The following is a 15209-nucleotide window of genomic DNA, read 5'->3' on the forward strand; positions in this document are numbered from 1 at the left end:
GCGCCCTGTTTTCATTCGCATCGTCCGGCGGATTATTCAGCCGCGACCGGCGCCGGAGTCGCCTGCTGCTCTTGAGCGTGGCCCCGGTGCGCCAGGAAGGTATAGAACATCGGCACCACGAACAGCGTGAAGCAAGTGCCCACCAGGATGCCGGTGAAGATCACCAGGCCCATCGAGTAACGCGCGGCGGCGCCGGCGCCCTGGGCGATGATCAGCGGCACGACGCCCAGCGCCATGGCTGCGGTGGTCATCAGGATCGGGCGCAGGCGAACCTTGGCCGAAGCGATGATCGCCTGGGGGATCGACAGGCCATGCTCCTCGCGCTGCTGGTTGGCGAATTCGACCAGCAGAATGCCGTGCTTGGTGATCAGGCCGATCAGCGTGATCAGACCGACCTGCGTGTAGATGTTCAGCGTACCGAGCCCGAGGTTGAGCGGCACAATCGCGCCGAAGATCGACAGCGGCACCGACATCATGATGATGAGCGGATCGCGGAAGCTTTCGAACTGCGCCGCCAGCACCAGATAAATCACGATGATGGCCGCGATGAAGGCGATGATGATCGTGTTGCCCTGTTCCTTCTCCTGCCGCGATTGGCCAGAGTAGTCGAGGAAGAAGCTGTCAGGCATGGTCTGCTTGGCGATGGTTTCGATCGTCTGCAAGCCGTCGCCGGTGGTTACGCCGGGCATCGGCAGAGCGGTGATCGTCGCCGAGTTCAACTGGTTGAACTGCTCGATCGCCGCCGGCGCCGCATTGGTCGTGATTTTGACCACCGAAGTCAGCGGCACCATGTCGCCCGTCACGCTGCGCACGAAATAGTCGCCGAGCTTTTCGGGGTTGTCGCGATAGATCTGCGGCACCTGCGGGATGATCTTGTAGGCGTTGGAGTCACGGTCGAACTTCGCCACTTCGTTGCCGCCCACCAGCAGCGTCAGCGTCCGGCCGATGTCGCTGATCGGAATGTTGAGTGCTGCCGCGCGGTCGCGATCGATGGTGATCGAGGTCTGCGGCGAGTTGTACGACATCGAATTCTGCACGACGATGAAGCGACCGGAGGCCTGGGCCTTCTGCTTGATCTCCTCGGCAACCTCGAACACCTTCGCGGATTCTCCGGTCGAGCGAACCACGACGGCGATCGGCAGGCCGCCGCCGGAGCCCGGCAATGTCGGCGGGGCGAAAACGAAGGCTTCCACACCGGCGACCTTCTTCAGGCGCTCGGTGATGTCGGCCTGGATCTGCTTGGACGAGCGTGCCCGTTCGGCCCAGTCCTTGAAGGCGAAGCCGACGAAGGCGCTGTTGGTTGCGCTGCCGAAGGCAACGGCGGAGAACAAGGCGCGCGTTTCGGGAATGTCCTTCACCAGGCCGAGCATCTGGTTGACATACGCTTCGGTGTAATCCGAGGTGGCGTATTGCGGCCCCGTCACGATCGAAAGCAGGAAGCCCTGATCTTCTTCGGGTGCCAACTCGGTCGAGGTCTTGGTGAACATGAAGCCGGTCACCCCGACCAGGGCGATGACGATGAGCAACGTCACCCACCGGGCCTGCAGTGATCTGGTGACCAGACGCTCATAGACGTTCTCGATCCGCGTGAACGTGCCGTCGACGATCTTCTGGAAACGGCTGTGCGAGCCTGCCTTGAGAAGGCGCGCCGACATCATCGGGGTGATGGTCACGGCGATGATGCCGGAAATGACCACAGCGCCTGCCAGCGTCACCGCGAATTCACGGAACAGCGAGCCGGTCAGGCCGCCGGTGAAGGCGAGTGGCGCGAACACCGCGGCCAGCGTGATCGTCATGGCCACGACCGGCGAGAAGATTTCGCGCATGCCGGCGAAGGCGGCCTGCATGGGCGTCATGCCTTCTTCGATGTGGCGGTGGACGTTCTCCACCACAACGATCGCGTCGTCGACGACCAGACCGATGGCCAGAACCATGGCCAGCAGCGAAAGCAGGTTGATCGAGTAGCCCATGAAATAGAGGATGAAGCAGACGCCGATCAACGACAGCGGGATCGTGATGATCGGCATCAGCACCGAACGGAACGAGCCGAGGAACAAGAGGATGACGACCACGACGATGGCGACGGCCTCGGCGATGGTCTTGTAAACCTCGTCGATGGAGGCGCTGATCTGTTCCGTCGAATCGTAGACGACCTGGATCGTCATGCCCTTCGGCAGCGTTTCCTGAATGACCGGCACCAGCTTTTGGACCGCGCTCGCCGTCGTCAGCGGGTTGGCTGCCGGCGTCGGGAAGATGGCCAGGAAGGTACCCGGCTTGGCGTTGAAGGTCACGCGTGTGTCGGTGTTCTCGGCACCGAGCTCGACACGGGCCACGTCGCGCAGGCGCACGACATTGCCGCCGACCGAGCGAATGGGCAGCGCCGAAAAAGCTTCCGGCGTCTGCAGCGTCGAACGCACGGTGATCGACGAGATCACATACTCGTTCTCGGTTTTTCCGGGGGCGGAGAGGAAGTTCGAGTTGTTGATGGCACTGACTACTTCCGCGGCGGTGACGCCGCGGGAAGCCAGCTTGACCGGATCGATCCATACCCGCATCGAATATTGCTGGGCACCGAAGATCTTGACGTCGGCGACGCCTTCGACCGTGGTGATGCGCGGGCGCACGACACGTTCGATGTACTCGGTCAGCTGCTCCTTGGTCATGTTCGGATTCTGCATCGAGATGTACATCATCGCGAAGGAATCGCCCGTGCCCTTGACGATGACCGGGTCCTTGGCTTCCGAAGGCAGGTCGCCGCGCACGCCCTGTACCTTCGACAGCACTTCGGCCAGTGCGACATCCGGGTTGGCGCCGAGCTTCATCTTAACCGTCACCGTGCTGGCCGAAGGCGCGCTCGATGAGGTGACGTAGTCGATGTTTTCCGTCGAGGCGACGGCGCGCGCGATCGGGGCCGAGATGAAGCCCTGGATCAGGTCGGCGCTGGCGCCCGGATAGGCGGTCGTCACCGTGATCGCGGTTTCTTCGACCTTCGGATACTGCCGGATCGCGAGGTTGAAGATGCCCTGAAGCCCGACGAGCAGGATCATGGCACCCAGCACCGTCGACAGGACGGGCCGTTTGATGAACAGATCGGAGAAACTCATTGGGCGGAAGCCTTCTTCTCGACCGGCTTGCTGGGGTCGATCGTGTTGTCGACCTTGACGTGGGTGCCGTTGCTCAACCGGTTCTGACCGGCGGTGACGACATCGTCGCCCGCCTTGACGCCCTCGACGATTTCGGCGACGCCGCCGAAGCGACGGCCAACCTTGACGAAGACCTGATTGGCGACGAGGGCAGGGCCTTCAGCGGCCGGCTTCTGCTCGGATGCCGCCGCAGCGCCCGTGGCGGGCTTGGCTTCAGCGGCCTTGTCGGCGGGCTGTGCCGCTGCGTCTTTGGGCTTGGCCGGAACGACGACATAGATGTAGTCGCCATAGAGGCTGGTGGTCAGCGCCGTCTGCGGAACGGTCAGGACATTGTCCTCCTTCGGCAGTTCGACGCGCACCTGCACGAACTGGCCGGGGCTCAGCCGTCCTTCCGGATTGTCGATGCGCGCGCGCACCGAAACCAGTCGGCTCGCCGGGTCGATCTTGGGATCGATACCGGTGACCACGCCCTTGAACGACAAGGCGTCCGACGTCGGGCCAAAGCTGACCGGCTGGCCGACCTTCAGCTTCTCACGCTGCTGTTCGGGAACAGTGAAGTCGACGCGCATCGTATCCATATCCTGCAGGGTGACGATGGCGTTGCCGGGCTGCACGAACTGGCCGAGGTCGATCTTCGGGATACCGGCAATGCCGGCGAACGGTGCCTTCAGCAGCTTGAGGTCGGCCGTTGCCTGCGCCTTCGCAACCTGCGCGATCGAGGTCTCGGCATTGGCATTAGCGGTGTCGAGCGCGGATTCGGTACCGACGCCGGTCTTGCGCAGTGCTTGGGCACGAACCAGCGCCTGCTGGTCGAGCGTTGCCTTGGTCTTGGCTGCGGCAAGGTCCGCCTGTTCGACGGCGTCGTCGAGCCGAACCAGAAGCTGGCCGCTCTCGATGCGGTCATTGGCCTTGAACATGATTTCCTTGACCACGCCCGACGTTTCCATCGTCAGGTCGACGCCCATCGAGGCGCCAACCGTGCCGATCGCCTCGACGCCGGGCGTCCAGGTGGTCGGCTCGACTTTGTTGGCCGAAACCGTCAGCACATTGACCGGCATGTTGGCGAAGAACTGGGCGATCATCTTGTCGCGGAAGAAATTGAACCAAACAATGCCGCCGGCCACCAAGGCCACCAGGACAAGCAGGATGAAACGGAGGATGTAGCGCTTGATCATGGGATCCCTCGAGCGGCGCGTGGCAATTACAATCGAATCAAAAATAGCCAGGCGCGCATCGTGCGAAAACCCGGCCGACATTTTTCGACGCCTTACTGTACCGTCTGGACGGTCTTGTCAATTGCGCCTAGCATGCCTTATAGGCGGGATAGATGAAGAAACAGCGAGCAAATTCACGCGAAAAGATACTCGCGGCGGCAGCCGACGTGGCTCGGGAATCGGGGCCAGGCAATTTGTCGCTGGACGCCGTGGCCCAACGCGCCGGCGTCTCCAAAGGCGGTCTTCTCTATAATTTCCCGACCAAGGCCAAGCTGATGCAGGCGTTGGTCGAGCACTATCTCCAGGAGTTCCAGGAAGCGCTGGAAACGACCCGGAAAGCCTGTGGCCAGGGCAATCTTCTGGCCGCTTACGTGAAGCTCTCGGCAAAGAAGTTCGAAGAAGATCAGCCGCCATCCTCATGGATATTCTCGGCGATTGCCGAGGATCCCGATTTTCTGGCGCCCATGCGCATCTTCCAGCGCCAGCTCTTCGACCGGCTGAAAGCGGAAACGCCCGATTTCGAAGCACTGCTGCTCACCTACTTTGCCGTCGAGGGGATGCGCAGCGCTAACCTCTTCGACTTCCAGGTCCTGTCCGAACAGGAGCGCCGCTCCTTGGTCACGTCGTTGTTGTCGGTCGCCAAGGGCAACCTCGCCCCTGTCCCCGCGCAAGCGCTCAACTGATCGGCGATTGGCCAGCGGCGTCAGTGCGTCGGGGCGTCCTTCGGTGGCAGCGGAAAACTCATCCTGAACAACGCGCCGGGACGGCCGTCGAGCACTTCGATGCGGCCGCCATGCAACTGCATGATCTCCTGCACGAGATTGAGGCCAAGCCCGGCGCCATGGTCATGCGGGCGTAGGCGGTAGAAGGGCTGGAAGATCTTCTCGCGCTCGCCTACCGGCACGCCTTCGCCTTCGTCGAGAATCTCGATGACCGCCGGCCGGGTGACGCCGATGGTGATCCTGCCCCGATTGCCGCCATGCTCGATGGCGTTCTGCACCAGGCTGGTGACGGCGCGTTCGATCGAGGCGCGGTCGCCTGTCGCAGGCAGTGTTTCGACCATCGGTTCGAACGCCATTTCATAGCCCGACGAAAAGGCCATTGGCGCAAGGTCGACGACGACGCTGCGGGCAATCTCGACCAGGTCGAGCGGGCCGAAGCGTTCGACCTGCCGGCCGAGCCGCTGCAGGTCGAGGAGCTGGTCGGTCAGCGTCGACAGCCGGGCGGCATCGCGCAGCACCCTGGCCCGTTCCGGTGTCGGCGGCAGCGAAGCGACGCGCGTGTTGAGGATGGCAACCGGCGTGCGCAGTTCATGTGCCGCGTCGGTCAGGAAGCGGCGGTGGCGTTCGTAACCGGTGTCGAGGCGCACCAGAGCGTCGTTCACCGCATTCACCAGCGGCGTGACCTCGGTCGGAACATCCTTCAGCGGCAGCTGCACGCCGCGCTTGTCGATGTCGATCTGTCCGGCTTCGCTGGCCGCAGCGCCAAGACCCCTCAGCGCACCGCGCACCACCCACGGCGTCACGAAAAGAGTGGCAAGAGCCATCACGCCAACCACCGGTAGGATCACGACCAGGAAAAAGTCCCATCCGGCCAGCGCCATCCGGGTCCAGGAAAGCTTGCCATCCGTGCCGGCCAGGATCTGCACCGTGCCGGCCCCGGTGTCGTCTTCCCAAGCGACGATGCCGGCTGGTCGGTCGGCCTTGCCCATCGTCCAGGAAAAGCGTGCGTCGCTGATGTTGTCGAGCTGGTTGGCGAACGGTGCCATTGCCGGCGGGATCGTGCCTTCCCTCAGCATGTTGCCCTGTTTGTCGCGCACCACGTACCAGAGGTTCTTCTCGGTCTTGCGCAGCTCGGCAAGCTCGCGGGTCGGTTTCAGTATCAGCTTGCCGCCGGCGTCTCTGCTCAGCGCATCCTTGATCACGTCGGCCGTGCCGCCCTCATAGTCATTCATGTTGGCGGCGCCGAACATGACCAGCGCCACCAGAAGCAGCGGAATGAGCAGCGTGATCAGGATGCCCTGCAGCACGGCGATGCGCAGGACAAGGCTCCATTTCAGCGAGCGCGGACGGCGGGGCTTGCGCAAGATCATGACGTTTCGCGCAACAGGTAGCCGACGCCGCGCACACCGTTGATGGTGACGCCGACGCCGGCCTCGGCCAGCTTGCGGCGCAGGCGCGAGACATGGGTGTCGAGCGCGTTGGACTGGATTTCGTCATCCAGACCGAACACGGCCTCCATGAGCGTCTCCCGCTGCACCATGCGGCCCATGCGCCGCATCAGTGCCTCCAGAACCAGGAGTTCGCGGCGCGGCAGGGCCAGCGGTTCGCCGCGGATGGTGGCCTCGCGGTGGCCGACGTCGAAGGCAAGATCGCCGGCGCGGATCACTTGCGAATGCACGGCGGCCGGCCGGCGCAACAGTGCGCGCAGCCTGGCCATCAGTTCCTCGAAGGCGAACGGCTTGGCCAGATAATCGTCGGCGCCGACATTCAACCCGTCGACCTTGTCGGCGGTGTCGCCACGCGCCGTCAAAACCAGAACCGGCGTGGCACTGCCGCCAACACGCAGTTTGGTCACCAGCGAAAGCCCATCGCCGTCCGGCAACTGGCGGTCGAGCAAGACCGCGTCGTAGTTGTCGAGCGCGATGAAATCCTCGGCCTCGATCAGCGAAGCGGCATGATCCACGACCATGTCATGCCGCTTCAGCGCCACGCGCAGTGCTGCTGCCATTTCCGGTTCGTCTTCGACCAAAAGGATACGCATCGCCGTCTCTTTTACTGAAGTCAGATGCGGCCCGCTACGATCTCTACATTGCGTCAGCATGGCAAAAAATTTCGGGTTCGAAGCATCGAAATTCGTTGCGACCCGCAGATTTTCGCAATGTTTGCGCAATCCAGCGGCCGCAAACAGCGCCCCATCGGCTGGCGTTCGATTCGCCGGCAGTTCGATTTCGGATCGAGGATGGATATGCAAACCAACGATGCTTTCTCTTTTCTGATGGCCTGGGCGGCGGCGCCATTCAGAATTGGATCGGTAACCCCTTCCAGTGCCACTTTGTCGGCGCTGATGACCAAGGAAGTCGGTCCGGACACCGGTCCGGTCCTGGAACTTGGACCCGGCACAGGGCCTTTCACGCGTGCCTTGATCGAAAAAGGCGTCAGGGAAAACGACCTGACCCTGATCGAGGCCGACAGCGACTTCGCCGCCATGCTCACCAAGCGTTTTCCGGCGGCGCGCATTTTCGAAATGGATGCGACGGGGCTGCGCCATATGGCGCTGTACAACGGCCCAGTGCTGGGCGCCGCGATCAGCGGCTTGCCGTTCCGGTTGATTTCGCCGCGCCGTACGCGGCTGATCCTGGAAGGCGTCTTCGCCAACCTGCGCCCCGGTGCCTCGCTTTACCAGTTCACGCTCGGTCTGCGTTGTCCGATCGACCAGACATTGCTCGACCAGCTCGACCTTCGTGCTACGCGGATTGGCCATACCTTGCTCAATTTCCCACCGGCCACCGTCTATCGCATCAGCCGCATTCCGGTCACCAAGTCCTACGATTGGCGCTACGCGTGACCGGGCCGGTTCCAGCCATCCTGAGCTTTGGTCTTCTGGGCGTGTTCTGTATCGCGTCCGTCGAGAAGATCTTCCCGGCGCCGCCGTCCCATATCGTCCTGCTGTTTCTCGGCATGACGGCGGCGCCGGATATGGGCTGGCTGGCGCTGTTGCTCGCCGTCACCGTTACCGGTTCCATCCTCGGGTCGCTGTTCTGGTACCTGTTGGGGCGTCGGCTCGGTGAAGCGCGCGCCGAAGCGCTGGTCGGGCGTTTTGGCAAATATGTCTTCCTGCCGCCGACGGCCTACCGCAAGCTGGCGGAGGCCTATCGCCGCAATGCCTTTCGGGCCTCGCTGGTGGCGCAGCTGGTGCCGACCGTGCGCAACTATCTCGGCATTGGCGCCGGCGCGCTGCGTCTGGCGGTGCTCCCTTTCGCTGCCGCAACTTTACTCGGCGCTGTGCTCTGGAATTCCGCGTTCCTCAGTCTCGGCTATCTGATGCGCGGGGGCGACCACAATCTGGTCTCCGTCGGGTTCCGCATCATCGTCATGGTCGTTGTCGTCGAAGTGCTTTTCTTCCTAGGATTGCGTTACCGGGCGGTGCGTCGGCGCAGCGAGGAAGCAGTCCACGGTTGAGCGCTGACGATCGCGCTTGACCGCTTTCCTTCGCGCTCCCGCCAGTGTTTATTCGGCGGCATGGCATTCACTCTCCGGCAGCTTCAGTTCTTTGTCGCCGTTGCGGATCAGGGTTCGGTTTCCCGCGCGGCGCAGAAACTCTCCATATCGCAATCCTCCGTCACCGAAGCGGTCAAGGAACTGGAGACCGATCTTGGCGTCGAGCTTTTCGAGCGCCATTCGCGTGGCCTCAACATCACGCATAAGGGACACCAGTTCCTGCGCCACGCCACCAAGATCCTGTCCGACGTGTCGGATGCACGGCGCACCTTCCTGGGTGAACAGGCTGCAACCAAAGGCCGGCTCCAGCTCGGCGTCACCTCGATGGTCGCCGGCTATGTGCTGTCCGATATCCTGGCGCGATACCGCCGTGCCTACCCCGGCGTCGAGATTTCGGCGATCGAGGACAATGGCGACTATCTCGAACACCTCCTGGTCGGCGGCAAGCTGGACGTCGCGGTCATGGTGATCTCGAACCTGCGCGATCGCACCGCGCTTCAGTCGGAAATCCTCGAAGTTTCGGCCTATCGCTTGTGGATGCCGCTTGGCCACAAGCTGAACGGCGCCGACATCATCGGCGTCGACGACATTGTCAGCGAACCGCTGATCATGCTGACCATCGACGAGATCGAGGAGAATACAGGCAAGCTGCTGGCCGCCATCGGCGCCAAGCCGCATGTCGCCTTCCGCACGCGATCGGTGGAGGCGGTCCGCAGCCTCGTCGCGACCGGAGCCGGCGTCGCGCTGCTGCCGGACCTGATCTACAGGCCGTGGTCCTTGGAAGGCGACCGCATTGAATCGCGGGATGTCTCGGGTTCGCTGCCGGTGGTGCAGGTAGGCATGGTCTGGCGGCGCGGATCCGGCCTGCCGCAGCCGGCGCGCGACTTCATCGGCATCGCGCAGTCACAGCGCACCATACGCCAGCGAACATAGTCGCGCGGGCTGCTTGCAGACCATCGCCTCAGGCAAGCAGTGCCCGCCTCAAAGCCGATTTCCCCGGTCGGCGACGCCGATGGCTTCCGCCCTGAACGGGCCGCTCGGCGCGGCCTCGAAGCGACCTGCTCCAGCAAGCCTGACGGCACGCCGGAAGGTGGGGCACTCCATGGGGTGAGGGGCGGGGCACCGTGCCGCGTGGCGCAGCCCGTCGCGCATCGCGATCAGACGCTGGATGGTGCGGTCCAGTTCGTCCGCCTTGGCGACAAGCCTCGCGCGGTCGAACGCTGGCAGGCCATTGGGCTTCAGCATCTTGCCGATTTCGTCGAGCGCGAAACCGCCGGCGCGACCAAGCGCGATCAGGGCGAGCCGCTCCAGCACGGACGGGTCGAACAGGCGGCGCAGGCCCTTGCGGCCGATCGAGGCGATGAGGCCTCTTTCCTCGTAGTAGCGGAGTGTCGAGGCCGGCAGACCGGCACGGCGCGAGACCTCGACGATATCCATGTCTTTCATGCTTGACCTCAAGTCGACTTGAATTCGTAAAGTGCCCCCGACGACAAATTTGCGCAACGCGAAGCGAGATACCGATGTCCGAATCCAAGCAGTCGAACGCGCAGCAGGCCGATCTCTGGAATGACGCCAGCGGCAAGGCCTGGGTCGAACTGCAGCCGGTGCTCGACCAGGTGCTGGAGCCGTTCGAGCGTTTGCTGGCGGACATCGCCGATCCTGGCGTGGGAGACACTGTTCTCGACGTCGGCTGCGGCGCCGGCGCCACCACCATGGCGATGGCCCGCAGGATCGGCGTCTCCGGGCACTGCACTGGTCTCGACATCTCGCAGCCGCTGGTCGCCCTGGCGACTGCGCGCGCGAAGGCGCAAGGTCTGGCGAATGCCTCGTTCGTCCGGGGTGATGCACAGATCTACGCGCTCGACGCCGCCCGCTTCGACGCGGTCATCTCGCGGTTCGGCGTCATGTTCTTCGATGACCCGATTGCCGCCTTCGCAAACGTCAGGAAAGCAACGCGATCCGGCGGAAAACTGGCGTTCGTTGCGTGGCGCAGCCCCGCGGACAACGATTTTATGACGGCCGCCGCGCGGGCGGCGATGCCGCTCCTGCCGCCCAGGCCGGCATTCGATCCGGATGCTCCCGGACAGTTCGCCTTTGCGGACGCTGGCAGGGTCGAGAGCATCCTGCGGGCGAGTGGCTGGTCGGCGATTGGAATCGAGCGGGTGGACATGGCCTGCCAGATGGCCGAAGGCGACCTTTTGACCTACGTAACACGGATGGGGCCGGTCGGCGCTGCCCTGCGCGAGGTGGACGAGGCAACCGCCGCAAGGGTCAAGGCTGTCCTGATCCCGGCATTCGCTCCCTATCTGAAGGACGGCACCGCGCGCTTCACCGCCGCCAGCTGGCTGGTCACCGCACAGTCCTGAAACGGGTATCGTGGCGGCGAGGCGGTATCGGAAAAACCGATATCGCCTTTCTGATAAATGAATTTGCGAAAGCTTCGATTTCACGACACCTTCCTCATCAGGGAGCAAAGCCGCCGTCAGAGCGCGGCCCCTGCAGATGGGAGACGACGATGAATTCATTCCTGAAATCATGCACTGCCCTGACGATTGCGCTGACCTTCGCTGGCCAGGCCGTCGCGCAGGAAGCCCTCAAGGAAGTGGGCAAGGGGGAAGGCAAGCTCAACATCGTTGCCTGGCCCGGCTATATCGAGCGCGGCGAGACCGACAAGGGCTATGACTGGGTCACGGATTTCGAGAAGAAGACGGGCTGCAAGGTCAACGTCAAGACCGCCAACACCTCCGACGAGATGGTGTCGCTGATGAATGAAGGCGGCTTCGACCTCGTCACCGCCTCGGGCGACGCGTCGTTGCGCCTGGTTGCCGGCAAGCGCGTGCAGCCCATCAACACCGATCTGATCCCGAGCTGGAAGACCGTCGACGACCGCATCAAGGATGCGCCATGGTTCACGGTCGACAGCAAGCACTATGGCGTGCCCTATCAATGGGGTCCCAACGTGCTGATGTACAACACCAAGGTTTTCAAGGACGCACCGAAGAGCTGGAACATCGTCTTCGAGGAGCAGACCCTGCCGGACGGCAAGTCCAACAAGGGGCGTGTCCAGGCCTATGACGGCCCGATCCACATCGCCGATGCTGCCAACTATCTGATGTTCCACAAGCCGAACCTTGGCATCAAGAGCCCCTACGAGCTCAACGAGGACCAGTACAAGGCTGCGCTCGACCTGCTGCGCGTGCAGCGCACTTTGGTCGGCCGCTATTGGCACGATGCCGCCATCCAGGTCGATGACTTCCGCAACGAAGGCGTCGTCGCCTCGGGCTCCTGGCCGTTCCAGGTGAACACGCTGGTTGCCGCCAAGCAGCCGGTCGCCTCGACCATTCCGGAAGAAGGCGCCACCGGCTGGGCCGACACCACCATGATGGAGGCTGACGCTGCCAACCCGAACTGCGCCTATATGTGGCTCGAGCATTCGCTGTCGCCGAAGGTGCAGGGTGATGTCTCCGCCTGGTTCGGCTCGCTTCCCGTCGTGCCGGCCGCCTGCAAGGGCAACGAGCTCCTGACCGACGAAGGCTGCAAGACCAACGGCTTCGACCAGTTCGACAAGATCAAGTTCTGGCGCACCCCGGTCTCGAAATGTGCGAGCCAGAACGACCAGTGCGTGCCCTATTATCGCTGGGTCTCGGACTATATCGGCGTCATCGGCGGGCGCTAACCTCCCAACCCTCCCCTGCCGGGGAGGGTCGCCCCGCAGGGGCGGGTCGGGAGCCTCGGCGGACCTGAGCTTTCACCCGCCCTTCGGCGCAGCCTCTCTGGATAGAGAGGCAGTCGCGTCGGCCCTCAGCCTTTGAACAGGCGGGCAGGCATGATCTTATTACTCAATGATCGAAACCACGATGACCCCAGCAGTTTCCTTTCAGAAAGTGGCTCGTCATTTCGGCGCGGTGAAGGCTGTCGACGCGCTTGATCTCGACATCGTGGCAGGCGAATTCTTCGCCATGCTCGGTCCGTCCGGCTCGGGCAAGACCACCTGCCTGCGCCTGATCGCCGGGTTCGAACAGCCGACCGCCGGCACCATCTCCATCTTCGGAGAGCGGGCCGAGGGTGTTCCGCCCTATCGACGCAATGTGAACACCGTCTTCCAGGATTACGCTCTGTTCCCGCACCTCAACGTGCTCGACAACGTCGCCTACGGGCTGATGGTCAAGGGCATCGGCAAGACCGAGCGGCACAAGGCGGCGGAAGAGGCGCTGGCGCTCGTGCAATTGCCGGGCTACGGCGCCAGGCGCCCCGGCCAGCTTTCCGGCGGTCAACGCCAGCGCGTTGCGCTCGCTCGTGCCCTCGTCAACCAACCCAAGGTGCTGCTGCTTGACGAACCGCTCGGCGCGCTCGACCTCAAGCTGCGCGAGAACATGCAGGAAGAGCTGAAATCGCTGCAGAAAGCGCTCGGCATCACCTTCGTCTTCGTCACCCATGACCAGGGCGAGGCGCTGTCGATGGCCGACCGAGTCGCCGTCTTCAACGACGGCAAGATCATGCAGGTCGGCTCACCGCAGGAAATCTATCAGCGGCCGAAGACCCGTTTCGTCGCCGATTTCGTCGGCTCCTCCAACATGTTGCCGCCCGATTTCGTGCAGCGCTATTGCGGCCAGCGGCGCTGGGGCAGCCTGCGCCCGGAGGCGATCCGTGTCGCCCGCGCGGCCACCGGCGAAGCGGTTCAAGCGCGGGTTTCCGGCGTCAGCTATCTGGGTGCCGCAACCCGGCTGGCGCTCGACACCGAAGGCCTGCGCCTGCATGCCAGCGTGCCGTCCGGCACGACGGTCCCGGAGCAGGGCGATGCAGTGGTGCTCACCTTCAACCGCGACGCCATCCATCTGATGGACGAAGCGACATGAGTATCGCCGCCGTCACCGCCACCCGCGATGCGCCGGCCTCGGCCATCCTGCCCGCCCGCGGCGGCATATTGGGGGCGCTGTCCGATCTGTTCTGGCGCCGGCCGCGCTTCCTTTTGGTGCTGATGCTGATGCCGCCGCTGCTTTGGCTCGGCGTCGTCTATATCGGTTCGCTGTTCGCGCTGCTGTTGCAGAGCTTCTTTTCGATCGATGAGTTCTCCGGTCTGGTCAATCGTCAGTTCACGTTGAAGACCTATGCCGACCTGTTCCAGGCGGCCAATTTCGACATCATCGTCCGCACGGTCACGATGGCGACGCTGGTGACGCTGGCCTCCATCGCCGTTGCTTTCCCGATTGCCTACTACGCCGCCCGCTACGCCCAGGGCCGCTGGAAGGCGCTGTTCTATCTCGCGGTGATGCTGCCGCTGTGGTCCAGCTATCTCGTCAAGATCTATGCCTGGAAGCTGATCCTCGCCAAGGAAGGCATTCTCACCTGGTTCCTGGCCAAGCTGCACTTGATGTGGGTTCTCGACGGTTGGCTGGCGCTGCCCTATGTCGGCGGCAACTCGCTGTCGGTGTCGGCCACCGGCACCTTCATCGCCTTTGTCTATGTTTGGCTGCCGTTCATGATCCTGCCGATGCAGGCCGCACTTGAGCGCGTGCCCGGCAATCTGGTCGAGGCTTCGTCCGATCTCGGCGCCTCGCCCGGCCAGACCTTCCGCAACGTGCTGTTCCCGCTGGCGCTGCCGGGCATCGTCGCCGGTTCGATCTTCACTTTCTCCTTGACGCTCGGCGACTACATCATCCCGCAGATCATCGGCACCTCGCGCCTGTTCATCGGCCAGGCCGTCTATTCGCAGCAAGGCACCGCTGGCAACATTCCGCTGGCCGCCGCCTTTGCCGTCGTGCCCATCGTCATCATGGGTGTCTATCTATGGGGTGCCAAGCGAATGGGGGCCTTCGATGCGCTCTGATCGTGGCCAGTCGGCACCCCTTGGCCTGAAGATAGCCGCCGCCTGCGGCCTGCTCTTCCTGCACGTGCCCATCCTGCTCATCTTCGTCTATGCCTTCACGACGGAGGAAAAGAGCTATCAGTGGCCACCGCCCGGCCTGACCACCGAGTGGTTCGCCGTCACCTGGAACCGGCCGGATGTGTGGGCGGCGCTGTCGCTGTCCGTCAGGGTCGCGGCGATCTCGACATTGGTCGCGCTGATCCTCGGCACGCTGTGCGCGGCGGCCGTCTCACGCTCCCGCTTCTTCGGCCGCGAGGCGGTGTCGTTGCTCGTCATCCTGCCGATTGCCTTGCCCGGCATCATCACCGGCATCGCACTGCGCTCGGCCTTCGCGCTCACCGACATCCCGTTCTCGTTCTGGACGATCGTGCTTGGCCACGCCACTTTCTGCGTGGTCGTAGTCTATAACAACGCCGTCGCCCGCTTCCGCCGCACCTCCGGCTCGCTCATCGAGGCCTCCTACGATCTTGGCGCCGACGGGTTCCAGACCTTCCGGCACGTCGTGTTGCCCAACATCGCAACGGCGCTGCTTGCCGGCGGCATGCTGGCCTTTGCCCTGTCCTTCGACGAGGTCATCGTCACCACCTTCACCGCCGGCCAGCAGCAGACGCTACCGATCTGGATGCTGGAGGAACTGATCCGGCCGCGCCAGCGCCCGGTCACCAATGTCGTGGCCATGGTGGTCGTGCTGGTGACGCTGCTGCCCATCCTCTTTGCCTATTACCTCACCCGCGACGGCGACCAGGTCGCCGGGTCGGGCAAATAA

The 15209-nt window shown here is 63.5% G+C and carries 14 protein-coding genes; 9 read left to right on the forward strand and 5 right to left on the reverse strand.

Features of this window, described 5'->3' with window-relative positions; genetic code table 11:
* Nucleotides 1–32: 32 nt before the first annotated feature.
* Together QFZ88_RS15630 and QFZ88_RS15635 are read right to left on the reverse strand one after the other, a co-directional pair.
* On the reverse strand, nt 33–3104 hold the full coding sequence (locus QFZ88_RS15630; RefSeq protein WP_024924189.1) for an efflux RND transporter permease subunit: 3072 nt from the start codon (nt 3102–3104) through the stop codon (nt 33–35).
* A complete protein-coding gene (locus QFZ88_RS15635; protein WP_024924188.1) occupies nt 3101–4318 on the reverse strand; it encodes an efflux RND transporter periplasmic adaptor subunit in 1218 nt (405 codons plus the stop codon). Before QFZ88_RS15635 ends, QFZ88_RS15630 begins: the two co-directional genes overlap by 4 nt.
* 152 nt (nt 4319–4470) lie before the next feature.
* Here QFZ88_RS15635 and QFZ88_RS15640 point away from each other — a divergent pair, with 152 nt between their 5' ends.
* Nucleotides 4471–5040, forward strand: coding sequence for a TetR/AcrR family transcriptional regulator (locus tag QFZ88_RS15640; RefSeq protein WP_024924187.1), 570 nt, complete (start codon nt 4471–4473; stop codon nt 5038–5040).
* Nucleotides 5041–5060: 20 nt separating this feature from the next.
* On the opposite strand, the gene QFZ88_RS15645 is transcribed toward QFZ88_RS15640, so the two are convergent.
* On the reverse strand, nt 5061–6449 hold the full coding sequence (locus QFZ88_RS15645; RefSeq protein ID WP_024924186.1) for a sensor histidine kinase: 1389 nt from the start codon (nt 6447–6449) through the stop codon (nt 5061–5063).
* The gene (locus QFZ88_RS15650) at nt 6446–7120 is read right to left on the reverse strand and encodes a response regulator transcription factor (protein ID WP_024924185.1); all 675 of its coding nucleotides are present in this window, start codon (nt 7118–7120) and stop codon (nt 6446–6448) included. Before QFZ88_RS15650 ends, QFZ88_RS15645 begins: the two co-directional genes overlap by 4 nt.
* Nucleotides 7121–7144: 24 nt before the next feature.
* Here QFZ88_RS15650 and QFZ88_RS15655 point away from each other — a divergent pair, with 24 nt between their 5' ends.
* Genes QFZ88_RS15655 through QFZ88_RS15665 form a run of 3 tightly spaced genes read left to right on the forward strand, consistent with a single transcriptional unit; the run spans nt 7145 to nt 9510 of the window.
* Nucleotides 7145–7924 (forward strand): class I SAM-dependent methyltransferase, encoded by a 780-nt coding sequence (locus QFZ88_RS15655; protein ID WP_244431248.1) that lies wholly within the window; start codon nt 7145–7147, stop codon nt 7922–7924.
* Nucleotides 7921–8538, forward strand: a complete 618-nt coding sequence (locus QFZ88_RS15660; RefSeq protein ID WP_024924183.1) for a DedA family protein — start codon at nt 7921–7923, stop codon at nt 8536–8538. The genes QFZ88_RS15655 and QFZ88_RS15660 overlap by 4 nt, the downstream gene beginning before the upstream one ends.
* A 60-nt stretch (nt 8539–8598) precedes the next feature.
* Nucleotides 8599–9510: a LysR substrate-binding domain-containing protein gene (locus QFZ88_RS15665; protein WP_024924182.1), complete on the forward strand. Its 912-nt coding sequence runs from the start codon at nt 8599–8601 to the stop codon at nt 9508–9510.
* Nucleotides 9511–9558: 48 nt separating this feature from the next.
* On the opposite strand, the gene QFZ88_RS15670 is transcribed toward QFZ88_RS15665, so the two are convergent.
* On the reverse strand, nt 9559–10023 hold the full coding sequence (locus QFZ88_RS15670; RefSeq protein ID WP_024924181.1) for a helix-turn-helix domain-containing protein: 465 nt from the start codon (nt 10021–10023) through the stop codon (nt 9559–9561).
* 74 nt (nt 10024–10097) lie between these two features.
* Here QFZ88_RS15670 and QFZ88_RS15675 point away from each other — a divergent pair, with 74 nt between their 5' ends.
* The 5 genes from QFZ88_RS15675 (at nt 10098) to QFZ88_RS15695 (ending at nt 15209) form a co-directional block, all read left to right on the forward strand.
* The gene (locus QFZ88_RS15675; protein WP_024924180.1) at nt 10098–10943 is read left to right on the forward strand and encodes a class I SAM-dependent methyltransferase; all 846 of its coding nucleotides are present in this window, start codon (nt 10098–10100) and stop codon (nt 10941–10943) included.
* Nucleotides 10944–11092: 149 nt separating this feature from the next.
* Nucleotides 11093–12253, forward strand: a complete 1161-nt coding sequence (locus tag QFZ88_RS15680) for an ABC transporter substrate-binding protein (RefSeq protein WP_024924179.1) — start codon at nt 11093–11095, stop codon at nt 12251–12253.
* Between the two features lie 181 nt (nt 12254–12434).
* Entirely contained in the window at nt 12435–13433 is a 999-nt protein-coding gene (locus QFZ88_RS15685) for an ABC transporter ATP-binding protein (RefSeq protein ID WP_024924178.1), read from the forward strand.
* Nucleotides 13430–14404, forward strand: a complete 975-nt coding sequence (locus QFZ88_RS15690) for an ABC transporter permease (RefSeq protein WP_024924177.1) — start codon at nt 13430–13432, stop codon at nt 14402–14404. The genes QFZ88_RS15685 and QFZ88_RS15690 overlap by 4 nt, the downstream gene beginning before the upstream one ends.
* The gene (locus tag QFZ88_RS15695; RefSeq protein WP_024924176.1) at nt 14394–15209 is read left to right on the forward strand and encodes an ABC transporter permease; all 816 of its coding nucleotides are present in this window, start codon (nt 14394–14396) and stop codon (nt 15207–15209) included. Before QFZ88_RS15690 ends, QFZ88_RS15695 begins: the two co-directional genes overlap by 11 nt.

Source organism: Mesorhizobium sp. YL-MeA3-2017, from assembly GCF_030814575.1.
GTDB classification, from domain to species: domain Bacteria; phylum Pseudomonadota; class Alphaproteobacteria; order Rhizobiales; family Rhizobiaceae; genus Mesorhizobium; species Mesorhizobium terrae.

Excerpts from the sequence above, each read along its gene's own strand:
- QFZ88_RS15680 (WP_024924179.1), top strand. The coding sequence starts at position 11,093 with ATGAATTCATTCCTGAAATCATGCACTGCCCTGACGATTGCGCTGACC.
- QFZ88_RS15655 (WP_244431248.1), top strand. The coding sequence starts at position 7,145 with ATGCGGCCCGCTACGATCTCTACATTGCGTCAGCATGGCAAAAAATTT.
- QFZ88_RS15635 (WP_024924188.1), bottom strand. The coding sequence starts at position 4,318 with ATGATCAAGCGCTACATCCTCCGTTTCATCCTGCTTGTCCTGGTGGCC.
- QFZ88_RS15685 (WP_024924178.1), top strand. The coding sequence starts at position 12,435 with ATGACCCCAGCAGTTTCCTTTCAGAAAGTGGCTCGTCATTTCGGCGCG.
- QFZ88_RS15650 (WP_024924185.1), bottom strand. The coding sequence starts at position 7,120 with ATGCGTATCCTTTTGGTCGAAGACGAACCGGAAATGGCAGCAGCACTG.
- QFZ88_RS15690 (WP_024924177.1), top strand. The coding sequence starts at position 13,430 with ATGAGTATCGCCGCCGTCACCGCCACCCGCGATGCGCCGGCCTCGGCC.
- QFZ88_RS15665 (WP_024924182.1), top strand. The coding sequence starts at position 8,599 with ATGGCATTCACTCTCCGGCAGCTTCAGTTCTTTGTCGCCGTTGCGGAT.
- QFZ88_RS15645 (WP_024924186.1), bottom strand. The coding sequence starts at position 6,449 with ATGATCTTGCGCAAGCCCCGCCGTCCGCGCTCGCTGAAATGGAGCCTT.
- QFZ88_RS15695 (WP_024924176.1), top strand. The coding sequence starts at position 14,394 with ATGCGCTCTGATCGTGGCCAGTCGGCACCCCTTGGCCTGAAGATAGCC.
- QFZ88_RS15640 (WP_024924187.1), top strand. The coding sequence starts at position 4,471 with ATGAAGAAACAGCGAGCAAATTCACGCGAAAAGATACTCGCGGCGGCA.
- QFZ88_RS15670 (WP_024924181.1), bottom strand. The coding sequence starts at position 10,023 with ATGAAAGACATGGATATCGTCGAGGTCTCGCGCCGTGCCGGTCTGCCG.
- QFZ88_RS15675 (WP_024924180.1), top strand. The coding sequence starts at position 10,098 with ATGTCCGAATCCAAGCAGTCGAACGCGCAGCAGGCCGATCTCTGGAAT.
- QFZ88_RS15630 (WP_024924189.1), bottom strand. The coding sequence starts at position 3,104 with ATGAGTTTCTCCGATCTGTTCATCAAACGGCCCGTCCTGTCGACGGTG.